We start from the raw sequence: 14,321 nt of genomic DNA, 5'->3' as shown, positions 1-14,321 counted from the left end.
ATGGCCGACACCGCCCCCGACGTCACCGAGCCGACGCTCGAAGAGCAGATCGCCGCCTACCAGCGCGAGTTCCAGGACCTGGACCCCCAGGTCGAGAAGATCGTGTCGGCGCTGTCCCGCCTCAACCGCCGTATGAACGTCGCCTACGGCCGCCAGACCTCCGCCCTCGGCATCAGCAACGCCGAGTGGGAGGTGCTCAAGGCGCTGGTCCTCTCCGGCGCCCCCTACCGCATGGGCCCCAGTGACCTCGCCAAGCGGCTCGGTCTCACGCCGGCCGCGATGACCCACCGGATCGACCGCATGGTCACCGAGGGACTCGTCACCAGGGAGCGCGACGAGTCAAACCGAGTCCGGGTGATCGTCGAGCTGACCCCCGAGGGCCGCGAGAAGTGGCTGGAGGCCATGCGCCTGGCCACCGTTTTCGAGGAGGACCTGCTCCAGGACCTCACGCCGGCGGAGCGCGGGGTGCTCGGTGAGGTCCTGACCAGGCTCCTGCGCAGGGTGGAGCACGCCCAGCCGGACGCCGGCGGTCGGCTCAGCGACCTCGACTGAGGTCACCGTAAAAAATCTTGACAGGGGGGTGTTGACACGCCCCTGGCCGATCCGTAAAGTTCTTCGGGTTGCCACGGAGCCGTAACGGTTCCTCGGTAGCACCTCGGCCGCTTCGAGCGGCACCTCACACCAGCAGCACGATCTCCCGGACGGGTTGTATTCAGCGTGCCCGAATTCAATTCGAATGGAAGCCCGGCGGCCCGATTGGGAATCGCCGAGCGGATCCGCTAAGGTTTGAGACGTCGGAACGGCCCAACGGCCAGGAAGACAAGCCCCCCTGACTGGGAGTCAGACGCCGAAAGGATCTGATAGAGTCGGAACCGCCGGAAAGGGAAACGCGAAAGCGAGAACCTGGAAAGCACCGAGGAAATCGGATCGAAAAGATCTGATAGAGTCGGAAACACCGAAGGGAAGCCCGGAGGAAAGCCCGAGAGGGTGAGTACAAAGGAAGCGACCGTTCCTTGAGAACTCAACAGCGTGCCAAAAATCAACGCCAGATATGTTGATACCCCGTCCGTCGGAACAATCCGATGGTCGAGGTTCCTTTGAAATAACACAGCGAGGACGCTGTGTGCGAGGGGACTATTCCTCCTCTCGCACCGCTCTCGTGGTGTTCATCCCGATTACGGGAAAACATTCACGGAGAGTTTGATCCTGGCTCAGGACGAACGCTGGCGGCGTGCTTAACACATGCAAGTCGAACGATGAAGCCCTTCGGGGTGGATTAGTGGCGAACGGGTGAGTAACACGTGGGCAATCTGCCCTTCACTCTGGGACAAGCCCTGGAAACGGGGTCTAATACCGGATACGAGGTTCGCAGGCATCTGTGAACTTGGAAAGCTCCGGCGGTGAAGGATGAGCCCGCGGCCTATCAGCTTGTTGGTGAGGTAATGGCTCACCAAGGCGACGACGGGTAGCCGGCCTGAGAGGGCGACCGGCCACACTGGGACTGAGACACGGCCCAGACTCCTACGGGAGGCAGCAGTGGGGAATATTGCACAATGGGCGAAAGCCTGATGCAGCGACGCCGCGTGAGGGATGACGGCCTTCGGGTTGTAAACCTCTTTCAGCAGGGAAGAAGCGCAAGTGACGGTACCTGCAGAAGAAGCGCCGGCTAACTACGTGCCAGCAGCCGCGGTAATACGTAGGGCGCAAGCGTTGTCCGGAATTATTGGGCGTAAAGAGCTCGTAGGCGGCTTGTCACGTCGATTGTGAAAGCCCGAGGCTTAACCTCGGGTCTGCAGTCGATACGGGCTAGCTAGAGTGTGGTAGGGGAGATCGGAATTCCTGGTGTAGCGGTGAAATGCGCAGATATCAGGAGGAACACCGGTGGCGAAGGCGGATCTCTGGGCCATTACTGACGCTGAGGAGCGAAAGCGTGGGGAGCGAACAGGATTAGATACCCTGGTAGTCCACGCCGTAAACGGTGGGAACTAGGTGTTGGCGACATTCCACGTCGTCGGTGCCGCAGCTAACGCATTAAGTTCCCCGCCTGGGGAGTACGGCCGCAAGGCTAAAACTCAAAGGAATTGACGGGGGCCCGCACAAGCGGCGGAGCATGTGGCTTAATTCGACGCAACGCGAAGAACCTTACCAAGGCTTGACATACACCGGAAACGTCTGGAGACAGGCGCCCCCTTGTGGTCGGTGTACAGGTGGTGCATGGCTGTCGTCAGCTCGTGTCGTGAGATGTTGGGTTAAGTCCCGCAACGAGCGCAACCCTTGTTCTGTGTTGCCAGCATGCCCTTCGGGGTGATGGGGACTCACAGGAGACCGCCGGGGTCAACTCGGAGGAAGGTGGGGACGACGTCAAGTCATCATGCCCCTTATGTCTTGGGCTGCACACGTGCTACAATGGCCGGTACAAAGAGCTGCGATACCGTGAGGTGGAGCGAATCTCAAAAAGCCGGTCTCAGTTCGGATTGGGGTCTGCAACTCGACCCCATGAAGTCGGAGTCGCTAGTAATCGCAGATCAGCATTGCTGCGGTGAATACGTTCCCGGGCCTTGTACACACCGCCCGTCACGTCACGAAAGTTGGTAACACCCGAAGCCGGTGGCCCAACCCCTTGTGGGAGGGAGCTGTCGAAGGTGGGACTAGCGATTGGGACGAAGTCGTAACAAGGTAGCCGTACCGGAAGGTGCGGCTGGATCACCTCCTTTCTAAGGAGCACTTCTTACCGGGTTCGCTCGGTCAGAGGCCAGTACATCGGCGAACGTCCGATGCTGGTTGCTCATGGGTGGAACGTTGATTATTCGGCACGGTCCAGGATGGACCAGGCGCTAGTACTGCCCCTCGGGGCGTGGAACGCTGATCTGGTCGGCTGATCGTGTCGGGCACGCTGTTGGGTGTCTGAGGGAATGAACTCCCTCTGAGATGCCGGCCCCGGTGAAAGTCTGCTTCGGCGGGCTGTGACGGGTGGCTGGTCGTTGTTTGAGAACTGCACAGTGGACGCGAGCATCTGTGGCCAAGTTTTTAAGGGCGCACGGTGGATGCCTTGGCACCAGGAACCGATGAAGGACGTGGGAGGCCGCGATAGTCCCCGGGGAGTCGTCAACCAGGCTTTGATCCGGGGGTTTCCGAATGGGGAAACCCGGCAGTCGTCATGGGCTGTCACCCACTGCTGAACACATAGGCAGTGTGGAGGGAACGCGGGGAAGTGAAACATCTCAGTACCCGCAGGAAGAGAAAACAACCGTGATTCCGGGAGTAGTGGCGAGCGAAACCGGATGAGGCCAAACCGTATGCGTGTGAGACCCGGCAGGGGTTGCGCATGCGGGGTTGTGGGATCTCTCTTCCACGGTCTGCCGGCCGTGGGACGAGTCAGAAACCGTTGATGTAGGCGAAGGACATGCGAAAGGTCCGGCGTAGAGGGTAAGACCCCCGTAGTCGAAACGTCAGCGGCTCGTTGGAGAGACACCCAAGTAGCACGGGGCCCGAGAAATCCCGTGTGAATCTGGCGGGACCACCCGCTAAGCCTAAATATTCCCTGGTGACCGATAGCGGATAGTACCGTGAGGGAATGGTGAAAAGTACCCCGGGAGGGGAGTGAAATAGTACCTGAAACCGTGTGCCTACAAGCCGTGGGAGCGTCGGGATCTTCGGATCCTCGTGACTGCGTGCCTTTTGAAGAATGAGCCTGCGAGTTTGCGGTGTGTTGCGAGGTTAACCCGGGTGGGGAAGCCGTAGCGAAAGCGAGTCCGAATAGGGCGCTTCAGTAGCACGCTCAAGACCCGAAGCGGAGTGATCTAGCCATGGGCAGGTTGAAGCGGAGGTAAGACTTCGTGGAGGACCGAACCCACCAGGGTTGAAAACCTGGGGGATGACCTGTGGTTAGGGGTGAAAGGCCAATCAAACTCCGTGATAGCTGGTTCTCCCCGAAATGCATTTAGGTGCAGCGTCGTGTGTTTCTTGCCGGAGGTAGAGCACTGGATAGGCGATGGGCCCTACCGGGTTACTGACCTTAGCCAAACTCCGAATGCCGGTAAGTGAGAGCGCGGCAGTGAGACTGTGGGGGATAAGCTCCATGGTCGAGAGGGAAACAGCCCAGAGCATCGACTAAGGCCCCTAAGCGTACGCTAAGTGGGAAAGGATGTGGAGTCGCACAGACAACCAGGAGGTTGGCTTAGAAGCAGCCACCCTTGAAAGAGTGCGTAATAGCTCACTGGTCTAGTGATTCCGCGCCGACAATGTAGCGGGGCTCAAGCGTACCGCCGAAGTCGTGTCATTGCAGCGTATAGCCCCAACGGGTGCTGTGATGGGTAGGGGAGCGTCGTCTGCCGGGTGAAGCGGCACTGGAAGGTAGTCGTGGACGGTTGACGAGTGAGAATGCAGGCATGAGTAGCGATTCACACGTGAGAAACGTGTGCGCCGATTGACTAAGGGTTCCTGGGTCAAGCTGATCTGCCCAGGGTAAGTCGGGACCTAAGGCGAGGCCGACAGGCGTAGTCGATGGATAACCGGTTGATATTCCGGTACCCGCTGTGAAGCGTCAAACATCGAATCCAGTGATGCTAAGGCCGTGAAGCCGCCCCGGAGCCTTCGGGCAAAGGGGAGTGGTGGAGCCGCCGGACCAAGCTGGTAGTAGGTGAGTGATGGGGTGACGCAGGAAGGTAGTCCATCCCGGGCGGTGGTTGTCCCGGGGTAAGGGTGTAGGACGCAGGGTAGGCAAATCCGCCCTGCATTAAGTCTGAGACCTGATGCCGAGCCGATTGTGGTGAAGTGGATGATCCTATGCTGTCGAGAAAAGCCTCTAGCGAGTTTCATGGCGGCCCGTACCCTAAACCGACTCAGGTGGTCAGGTAGAGAATACCGAGGCGTTCGGGTGAACTATGGTTAAGGAACTCGGCAAAATGCCCCCGTAACTTCGGGAGAAGGGGGGCCAGTCCTGGTGATGAGCTTCGCGCTCTGAGCTGGGGGTGGCCGCAGAGACCAGCGAGAAGCGACTGTTTACTAAAAACACAGGTCCGTGCGAAGCCGTAAGGCGATGTATACGGACTGACGCCTGCCCGGTGCTGGAACGTTAAGGGGACCGGTTAGCTCCATTTCGGTGGGGCGAAGCTGAGAACTTAAGCGCCAGTAAACGGCGGTGGTAACTATAACCATCCTAAGGTAGCGAAATTCCTTGTCGGGTAAGTTCCGACCTGCACGAATGGCGTAACGACTTCTCGACTGTCTCAACCATAGGCCCGGTGAAATTGCACTACGAGTAAAGATGCTCGTTTCGCGCAGCAGGACGGAAAGACCCCGGGACCTTTACTACAGTTTGATATTGGTGTTCGGTTCGGCTTGTGTAGGATAGCTGGGAGACTGTGAAGCACGCACGCCAGTGTGTGTGGAGTCGTCGTTGAAATACCAGTCTGGTCGTGCTGGATGTCTAACCTGGGTCCGTGATCCGGATCAGGGACAGTGTCTGATGGGTAGTTTAACTGGGGCGGTTGCCTCCTAAAGGGTAACGGAGGCGCCCAAAGGTTCCCTCAGCCTGGTTGGCAATCAGGTGTTGAGTGTAAGTGCACAAGGGAGCTTGACTGTGAGACCGACGGGTCGAGCAGGGACGAAAGTCGGGACTAGTGATCCGGCGGTGGCTTGTGGAAGCGCCGTCGCTCAACGGATAAAAGGTACCCCGGGGATAACAGGCTGATCTTCCCCAAGAGTCCATATCGACGGGATGGTTTGGCACCTCGATGTCGGCTCGTCGCATCCTGGGGCTGGAGTCGGTCCCAAGGGTTGGGCTGTTCGCCCATTAAAGCGGTACGCGAGCTGGGTTTAGAACGTCGTGAGACAGTTCGGTCCCTATCCGCTGTGCGCGTAGGAGTCTTGAGAAGGGCTGTCCCTAGTACGAGAGGACCGGGACGGACGAACCTCTGGTGTGCCAGTTGTTCTGCCAAGGGCATGGCTGGTTGGCTACGTTCGGGAGGGATAACCGCTGAAAGCATCTAAGCGGGAAGCCTGCTTCGAGATGAGGACTCCCACCCACTTGATGGGGTAAGGCTCCCAGTAGACGACTGGGTTGATAGGCCGGATCTGGAAGCCAGGTAACTGGTGGAGGTGACCGGTACTAATAGGCCGAGGGCTTGTCCTCAGTTGCTCGCGTCCACTGTGTTGGTTCTGAAACCACGAACAGCCCCGCCCGGTGAGGGTGGTGCGGCGTTCACAGTTTCATAGTGTTTCGGTGGTCATAGCGTGAGGGAAACGCCCGGTTACATTCCGAACCCGGAAGCTAAGCCTCACAGCGCCGATGGTACTGCAGGGGGGACCCTGTGGGAGAGTAGGACGCCGCCGAACAATTCTTGGGAAAGGCCCACACCGGATGGTGTGGGCCTTTCTGCATTTCAACGCCTTTTAGAAGGCCACTTCGGCCGTCTTGATGATTCCGCCTCGGCGGCCGGGTGCATGCTGGCCGCTCCAGTACAAGTTGGTGTGGGCGATGACCTGTTCCGGGGCCGGCGCGCCGTACTCGGTGAGGTCCTCCGTCGTGTGCGCGTCGGCGACCAGCGTGGCGTCGTAGCCCCGCACGAGGGCGCCGTGCAGGGTGGAGCGGATGCAGAAGTCCGTCTGGGCGCCCGTGACGAAGAGGCGGCCCACTGCGCGCTCCGCGAGGACGGACTCCAGGACGGTGTCCTCGAAGGAGTCCCCGTAGCTCTTGGCGACCAGGGGCTCGGAATCGAGTCGCTTCAGCTGCGGGACGTACTCCCAGCTCTCGGTGCCCGGCACCAGTTCCTCGTCCTGGTGCTGCACCCAGATCACCGGCACGTCCGCCGCGCGTGCCCTGTCGATGAGAGTGCCGATGTTCGCGATGACGTCCTCGCGGCCGGGCGAGCTCGGCGCCATCACGCCGTTCTGCACATCGATGACCAGAAGGGCGGTGTTCGGTCGTTCGGGCAGTGTTGTCATGGCTTTCACAATATGGGATGCCGCTGACAACGGGCGGCACTACGGTGGCCCTCATGAGCACCTCGACCAGCGGTGACTACGTCATCCGCGCGATACGACCGGACGACTGGCCCCGGGTGAAGGAGCTGCGGCTGGACGCGCTGCGGGACCCGGTCGCGCACCTCGCCTTCCTGGAGACGTACGAGGAGGGCGCCGCCAAGCCCGACTCCTTCTACCAGGAGCGGGCCGAGCGGTCGGCCGAGGAGCAGAGCGTGGCGCGGCAGTTCATCGCCGAGGTGCCCGACGGTACCTGGGCCGGCTCGGTGACCGTGCTCATCGAGGAAGCCGGGATGACGGACTGGGCCGGGCATGCCGTCGAGCGTCGACAGGGGCATGTGGTCGGGGTGTTCATCCGGCCCGAGCACCGCGGGAACGGGCTGATCAAGGCCCTGTTCGACGCCGGTGTGGCATGGGCGCGGGAACGGGGTGCGGAGCGGGTGCGCCTGCTGGTGCACGAGGAGAACGCCCGTGCCCAGGGGGCGTATCGCAAGGTCGGGTTCGCGCCCAGCGGTGTGGTCGTGCCGCACGTCAGGGACGAGGCGCAGAACGAGGTGGAGTTCGTTCTGGAGTGGCCGTCCTAGGCGGCCGTCTCGGATCGGCTGTCTCGGGTCGGCTGTCTCGGGTCGGCTGTCTCAGACCGGTAGTTCCCGGTGCGGCCAGCGGGAGCGGGCCTGCTCACGGGAGCGGAGCAGGGCGAAGGCGGGCAGGCCCTGGTCGGGGCCGGTGGCGAGCAGCTCGGGGAGCTGGGGGATGGGGGCCGTGGCCGCGACGTCGTCCAGGACGAGGGCGAGTGGTGGGTCGAGCCGACCGGAGGATGACCGTTCGGCCATGCGCCGGCCGCGCTCGACCACGCTGGAGGCGAGGGCCGTCAGGAGGGGCATTGCGCCCGGGTTGCTCCTGGGGTCCTCGATGGATTCACCGACCACATAAAGCGTGCCCCCCTCGTGGACGAAGGAATCCAGTGACAGGGCATCTGTTCGGTTCGGGGTGCAGGCCTCGCGGATGTTCACGGTGAACAGGGCCGAGAGGGCTCGGCTGGTCAGCTCCTGGGCGATGTCGCGGCGTTCGGGGTGCGCGGTGAGCGCGGCCTCCAGCTCGCCGGCGGCGCCGGGGGCGGCCTTGGCGTGGGTGCGGAGGGTGCGTACGGCGTCCTGGACCTGGGTGCCCTGGGACCAGCGGTGGACGTGGCGGATGGTGCGGTTCTCCAGCGCGGCGGCGTGGAGGTAGCTCCGGAGCAGGGTCAGTGCCGTGTCGGCGACCGCCTGGTCGATCTTGGCCGTGGGCTGGACGGGGGCGAGCAGGGCGGTGGCCCTGTTCAGCGCGGTCTGTTTGTCCTCGCAGCCGGCTGTGGGGGACCAGTGGAGGCGGGCCGGGGTGTCGCACAGGTGGGTGGGGTCGTAGAGGAGGGTGGGGCCCAGTTTGGCTCTGGCGTCCTTCGTCTCCGCCCACAGGGCGGGGTTCGAGGTGACGACGAGTGCGGGGCCCGGCGCGTCCTGGATGGCCTGGGCCGCGGCCGTCTGGCGGCCTTCCCTGGGCGCGACGACGACCTTCTCCCACTCGCGCGCCCGCTCGCCGTCGACCTGGAGCTGAGCGACAGGGGCGACGGTCGGAGGGGGCGTCTCCCGCACGGGCACCGCCGGGGCGGGCACCGGCGCGGGCATCGGCTCCGGCGTCGGCTCCGGCCTCGGCCCGGTGCTGCGCGGGACCGGGACCTCGTGCCGCTGCTCCGGCTCCGCCGGCACCTCTCTCTGGGCCCGCGCCCGCGCTCTGCCCGCCCGCCACCTCGCCACCACACCCATCACGAACACGGTGACGACGAACAAGACCATCAGCTGGCCGATGAACAGGCCCCAGAACAGGCCCCAGCCGGACAGCTCGGAGGCGGGGGTGTCGGGCCAGGCGCCGGTGATGTCGTGGGGTTCGCCGATGAGGTGGCGCATGGCGAGGGGGGTGCGGGTGAAGGTGACGGCGTGCGGCCAGGCGCCCTTGGCGAAGAGGGCGGCGAGGCCGGTGGCCGTCCACACCAGCACGGTCATGCCGAGGAGGAACGCGAGTATGCCGATCAGCAGGCCGTCGGGGATGCCGCCCTGGCCCTCCCGGCGATCGTCGCGGCGGTCGCGAGCGTCCGGTCTCACCCGTTCCTCCCCTGCCTCTGCCCCTACGCCACCGTCGACTCGGAGTCGCCCAGATGGTGTTCCACGAAGGCCGCCGCCCGCTGCTCGGCCTCCAGTTCGGCGGCGCGCAGCGCGTCGTCGGCCGTGAGGTCGCTGGAGGACTCGGTCATCGCGCGGTCGGTGAAGACCAGCGGGCGTTCCGTCTCCGTGACCAGGTGTTTGACCACCTGGACATTGCCGTTGACGTCCCATACGGCGATGCCGGGCGTCAGTGTCGGGATGATTTCCACGGCCCACCTCGGCAAACCCAGCACCCGGCCGGTGGCCCGGGCCTCGTCGGCCTTCTGGGCGTAGATGGTCCTGGTGGAGGCCATCTTCAGGATCGCCGCCGCCTCCTTGGCCGCGGCTCCGTCCACGACGTCGGACAGGTGGTGCACCACCGCCACGAACGACAGGCCCAGCCGGCGGCCGAACTTCAGCAGGCGCTGGAACAGCTGGGCCACGAACGGGCTGTTGATGATGTGCCAGGCCTCCTCGACCAGGAAGATGCGCTTCTTGCGGTCGGGGCGGATCCAGGTGTGCTCCAGCCACACGCCGACGATCGCCATGAGGATGGGCATGGCGATGGAGTTGCGGTCGATGTGGGAGAGGTCGAAGACGATCAGCGGGGCGTCCAGGTCGATCCCCACGGTCGTCGGGCCGTCGAACATGCCGCGCAGGTCACCGTCGACCAGCCGGTCCAGCACCAGGGCCACGTCCAGGCCCCAGGCCCGTACGTCGTCTATGGCGACGTTCATCGCCTCGGCCGACTCCGGCTCGGGGTGCCGTAGCTGCTCGACGATGTCGGTGAGGACCGGCTGGCGGTCGACGATCGTCTCGTTGACGAAGGAGTGGGCGACCTTGAGGGCGAAGCCGGAGCGCTCGTCCAGGCCGTGGCCCATCGCGACCTCGATGATCGTCCGGAGCAGCGCGAGCTGGCCGGTGGTGGTGATCGCGGGGTCGAGCGGGTTGAGCCGGATCCCGTGGTCCAGCGCCGCCGTGGGGTCCAGCCGGATGGGGGTTATCCCCAGCTCCTCCGCGATGAGGTTCCACTCGCCCACCCCGTCCTCGCCCTGGGCGTCCAGGACGACGACCTGGCGGTCCTTGAAGCGCAGCTGGCGCAGGACGTACGTCTTCTCCAGGGCCGACTTGCCGTTGCCGGACTCGCCGAGGACCAGCCAGTGCGGCGCCGGGAGCTGCTGGCCGTAGAGCTGGAAGGGGTCGTAGATGTAGCCCTTTCCGGAGTACACCTCGCGGCCGATGATGACGCCCGAGTCGCCGAGGCCGGGCGCGGCCGTGGGCAGATAGACCGCCTGGGCCTGGCCCGTGGAGGTGCGCACCGGCAGCCGGGTCGTCTCGACCTTCCCGAAGAGGAAGGAGGTGAAGGCGTCGGTGAGGACGGACAGCGGATCCCGCATCGGTGAATCAGCCCCTACCTTCGGATGCCGGTGGCGAAGGGAAGTGTGTTCACGAAGGCGCGGTGGTGCTCTCGGTCGCACCACTCCAGCTTGAGGTACGACTTGCCGGCGGAGGCCCTTATCGTGCGCTTGTCCCGGTTCAGGGCCTCCGGGGTGCGGGCGGAGACGGTGATGTAGCCGACGAGGTTGACGCCCGCCGCTCCGCTCGCGAGGTCTTCGCCTCTCTGGTCGAGGCGGTTGTGGGCGGCGACGTCGCGCGGGTCGACGGTGCGGTTCATCTTGGCGGCGCGGGAGGCCTCGGCCTCGTCGTTGGTCTTCTCGGTCAGCATGCGTTCGATGGCTACCTCGGTGGGTTCGAGATCCATCGTCACCGCGACCGTTCGGATGACGTCCGGGGTGTGGACGAGGAGGGGCGCGAGGAAGTTGACCCCGACCGGGGTCATGGGCCATTCCTTCACCCAGGCGGTGGCGTGGCACCAGGGGGCGCGGGTGTTGGACTCGCGGGTCTTGGCCTGGAGGTAGGTGGGCTCCATGGCGTCGAGCTCGGCCGGCCAGGCGTTGCGCTTGGTCATCGCCTGGATGTGGTCGATGGGGTGGTCCGGGTCGTACATGGAGTGGATGAGGGAGGCGAGCCGGCCCTGGCCGAGCGGCTGGCGGACCCGGATGTCGGCCTCCTGGAGCCGGGAGCAGATGTCGGTCAGCTCGCGGGCCATGACCACCGCCAGTCCCGCGTCCCGGTCGACCTTGCCGCCGCGGGCGCGGACGGCGCGGGCCATGGCGTTCGCCTCGGCGGCGAGCTCGCGCGTGTAGTGCATGCAGGCGACTAGGTAGGCGCGGTGCTGCTCGCTGCTGGTGGACACCATGGACTGCAGCTGGTCGTACGACTGCTGGAGCCAGCCGGGGGAGCGTGGGTCACCGCGTTGGGCGACGTCCTTGGCGTGGGCGTCGGGGTCGGCGGGCAGGGTGCGGGCGAGCATCTGCAGCCGGGTGACGAATCCGTCGCCGTTGGCGACGTGCTTGAGCAGCGTGCCGAAGCGGTCGACCAGGGCCTCCTGGTCCTCGGAGTCGCGCAGGCCGACGCCGGGGCCTTCGATCTCGATGGCGGCGGTGACGGTCTTCCGGTCGGCGTGCAGCAGTACGGCGATCTCGTCGGGCCCGAAGGGGGCTGCGAGCCAGGTGATGCGGCCGATGCCCGGGGGCGGGCCGATTTCGATCTCCCGCCCGTCGAGCCGCGTGCCCGCCTCCATGACGCCGGACCGGTAGACGGCGTGGCCGCCCTTGACGGTGCGCTTGTAACTGCGGTTGATCTCGAACCACTTGTAGAAGGTGCGGCGCTTGTAGGGCACGTACACCGCGGCGAGCGCGAGCAGCGGGAAGCCCGTCAGCAACACGATGCGCAGGGACAGGACCGGGACGAGGAGGCCGCACATCATGCCGAGGAACGCGCCCGCGACGATCAGCGCGATCTCGCCGGATTCGCGGTTCCGGCCGATGATCGCGTTCGGCCGGGCGCGGCCGATGAGATACGTACGGCGGGGCGTGACCGGATGGGACAGGTGGGACTCGGTCGTCAACGCCCTTCACCTCCCGTGCGGTTGACGTTGCGGGTGTTGCCGGCGTGCGGGGTGTTGACCGGGCTGGGCGCGCGGGGCGCGGGCGCGGCGGAGGGGACGGCTCCGCCGCCGCCCCCGGTGGGGGTACGGCTGCTGTGGGCGGCGACCCCGCCGGTGGCGGGGTTGGCCGGGCGCGGGGCGCTGCTGCTGGTTTGTCCGCCGGCTCCGTTGTTGTCGGCGCGGGAGCTGTGGGTCTTGATGCCCTGGGCGACGAGGGTGGCGGGGGAGCTGATGACGGCGGCGGCCTTGGACTCGGCGCCCTGCATGATGCGGTTGTTGCGGCCGTTGGCGATCTCGTCGCCGAAGCCGGGGACGAAGCGGTAGATCATCGCGCTGGCGAAGATGGCGAGCAGGATGATGGCGAGGCCGGAGACGACGGCGGAGAAGGCGTCGGGGCCGTTGCCGGAGGACAGGGCGCCGGCGAGCCCGAGCACGATGACGATGACGGGCTTGACGAGGATCACGGCGATCATGATCCCGGCCCAGCGGCGTACGTGTCCCCACAGGTTCTTGTCGACGAGGCCCGCGTAGACGACGGTGCCGAGGAGGGCGCCGACGTAGAGGAGAGCGGCCCTGATGACCAGCTCCAGCCAGAGGACGCCGGCGGCGAGGATGCTGACCAGGGAGACCACGATCAGCATGATCGGGCCGCCGCCGATGTCGGTGCCCTTGCCGAGGGCGCCGGAGAAGGTGCCGAAGAACGTGTCGGCCTGGTCCCCGGTGGCCTTGGCGAGGACGTCGGTCACTCCGTCGGTCGCGGATACGACCGTGTAGAGGATCAGCGGGGTGAAGGCGGAGGCGAGCACCGTCAGCCACAGGAATCCGACGGCTTCCGAGATGGCGGTGGTCAGCGGCACGCCGCGTACGGCTCGCTTGGCGACGGCCAGGAGCCACAGCAGGAGCGTGAGGATCGTGGACGCGGCGAAGACGATCGCGTACTGCTGCAGGAACTTGGGGTTGGTGAAGTCGACGTTGGCCGTCTCCTTCACGGCCTTGCCGAGCTTGTCGATGGTCCAGGAGGCGGCTTCGGCACAACCCCTGGCGAGGGAGGAGAGGGGGTCGAGGGCGGAGGTGTCCGGGACGTTGGAACCTCCTGAGCCACTGGAGGTGTTGCCGCGTTCGCAGTACTTCTTGGCCTCGCCGGAGATGACGTCGCAGTTGTACTTCTTCGACGGCGAGGGCGAAGCGCCGCCGGAAGGGGTGGGTGAGGGCACGGCGAAGGCACGTGTGGCCAGCAGCACGGCGGTGGTCTGGACGGCTGTCACGACTCCGGCGAGCTTGAGCGCGCGTCGCGGGCTACCGGGCATACGTGAACCCTCCGTACTCTTCGATGGCCTTGCTGATCTCGTCGGAGGTGGCGGCCTTGTCGTCGCCGGGTACCGGTGCGGGGCCGTCCTTCTGGGCGTCGGAGGTGATCTTCCAGTCGCCCCCGGACCACTGCAGGTCGAACGTCCAGGTCTTCCAGGACGAGGTGACGGGGTCGGTGGAGGAGCTGCCGGCCATGCCGATGAGCCCCACGTACCAGACCGCCACCTTGGCGTCGTTCGCCGTGTAGTGCTGCACTGTCGTGCCGACCGGGACCACCCGGGAGACGAACGTACTGCCGTTCGGCGGGTTGCCTGCCGCGTCGAGGCCCATCTTGGCGAGAAAGTCGGTCGAGTAGGCCTGGTCCATCGGGCCCTGGAGTCTGGCCGCCGCTGCGGAGGTGTAGAGGAGGTGCAGGAGGTCGTCGCGGCTGTCCTTGTTGAACATGCCCGTCGAACCCAGCGCCACGGCGTAGTTCGAGGCGGCCGACTGCGCTCCCTGCTCCGTGTGGGCGAATCCCGTCGGTACACCCGCGGACTTGGTGTCCACGGGACGGGTTCCGCTGGCCGCCGTGGGAGCGGCCGCCGGCTTGCGGGTCTTCGCGGTCGAGCCGTCCGCGGACGAGTTGTCCCCCCTGTTGGCAAAAGCGATCGCCGCGATGAGGAGGACCACTACGCCGACCACCGTGACCAGGCTTCGGGAGGAGGAGCGGCCGGTGCGGCGGGGGGCGCCGCCGTAGGGGTCGGTTTCGGGGAGGCGGGTGCGGGTGTGGCCCGCGTCGGAGTAGGCCTGGTCGTCTCCGGAGGTCATGGCGTGCGCGCTCCCTCACCCTCGTAGGCGTACGACGG

Annotated in this window: 8 protein-coding genes and 3 rRNA genes; 5 read left to right on the top strand and 6 right to left on the bottom strand. The window is 65.3% G+C overall.

Translation table 11 applies throughout. The annotated features are described in order from the left end of the window. From ACQPXS_RS23295 to rrf, 4 genes are all read left to right on the top strand, one after another. Positions 1-552, top strand: a complete 552-nt coding sequence (locus ACQPXS_RS23295; protein WP_067115199.1) for a MarR family winged helix-turn-helix transcriptional regulator — start codon at positions 1-3, stop codon at positions 550-552. Positions 553-1,188: 636 nt separating this feature from the next. Beyond that, positions 1,189-2,714: ribosomal RNA gene (locus tag ACQPXS_RS23290) — 16S ribosomal RNA — on the top strand. Between the two features lie 303 nt (positions 2,715-3,017). Then, positions 3,018-6,133 (top strand): 23S ribosomal RNA (locus tag ACQPXS_RS23285). Positions 6,134-6,219: 86 nt separating this feature from the next. Next, positions 6,220-6,336, top strand: a 5S ribosomal RNA gene (rrf, locus tag ACQPXS_RS23280). The 16S, 23S and 5S rRNA genes sit together here, the layout of an rRNA operon. Before the next feature lie 57 nt (positions 6,337-6,393). Here rrf and ACQPXS_RS23275 read toward each other — a convergent pair. Further along, the gene (locus ACQPXS_RS23275; protein WP_433451213.1) at positions 6,394-6,945 is read right to left on the bottom strand and encodes a cysteine hydrolase family protein; all 552 of its coding nucleotides are present in this window, start codon (positions 6,943-6,945) and stop codon (positions 6,394-6,396) included. A gap of 53 nt (positions 6,946-6,998) precedes the next feature. On the opposite strand from ACQPXS_RS23275, the gene ACQPXS_RS23270 reads away from it, so the two are divergent. Continuing rightward, a complete protein-coding gene (locus ACQPXS_RS23270) occupies positions 6,999-7,565 on the top strand; it encodes a GNAT family N-acetyltransferase (RefSeq protein ID WP_433451212.1) in 567 nt (188 codons plus the stop codon). A gap of 51 nt (positions 7,566-7,616) precedes the next feature. On the opposite strand, the gene ACQPXS_RS23265 is transcribed toward ACQPXS_RS23270, so the two are convergent. The 5 genes from ACQPXS_RS23265 to ACQPXS_RS23245 are packed head-to-tail and all read right to left on the bottom strand — an operon-like array spanning position 7,617 to position 14,283. Then, positions 7,617-9,119: a type IV secretory system conjugative DNA transfer family protein gene (locus ACQPXS_RS23265; protein WP_433451211.1), complete on the bottom strand. Its 1,503-nt coding sequence runs from the start codon at positions 9,117-9,119 to the stop codon at positions 7,617-7,619. A gap of 23 nt (positions 9,120-9,142) precedes the next feature. Then, a complete protein-coding gene (locus ACQPXS_RS23260) occupies positions 9,143-10,555 on the bottom strand; it encodes an ATP-binding protein (protein WP_351805126.1) in 1,413 nt (470 codons plus the stop codon). Between the two features lie 14 nt (positions 10,556-10,569). Beyond that, complete coding sequence (locus ACQPXS_RS23255) at positions 10,570-12,129, bottom strand: SCO6880 family protein (RefSeq protein WP_365334794.1); 1,560 nt, start codon at positions 12,127-12,129, stop codon at positions 10,570-10,572. Then, positions 12,126-13,475 carry a hypothetical protein gene (locus ACQPXS_RS23250; RefSeq protein WP_433451209.1) on the bottom strand — a complete coding sequence of 450 codons (1,350 nt, stop codon included), beginning with the start codon at positions 13,473-13,475 and terminating at the stop codon, positions 12,126-12,128. The genes ACQPXS_RS23255 and ACQPXS_RS23250 overlap by 4 nt, the downstream gene beginning before the upstream one ends. Continuing rightward, on the bottom strand, positions 13,465-14,283 hold the full coding sequence (locus tag ACQPXS_RS23245; protein WP_433451208.1) for a hypothetical protein: 819 nt from the start codon (positions 14,281-14,283) through the stop codon (positions 13,465-13,467). The genes ACQPXS_RS23250 and ACQPXS_RS23245 overlap by 11 nt, the downstream gene beginning before the upstream one ends. Positions 14,284-14,321: the final 38 nt, after the last annotated feature.

The sequence above is a fragment of the Streptomyces sp. CA-142005 genome, assembly GCF_050942335.1.
Taxonomy (GTDB): domain Bacteria; phylum Actinomycetota; class Actinomycetes; order Streptomycetales; family Streptomycetaceae; genus Streptomyces.
This window is presented reverse-complemented; position numbering and strand designations above follow the sequence as displayed.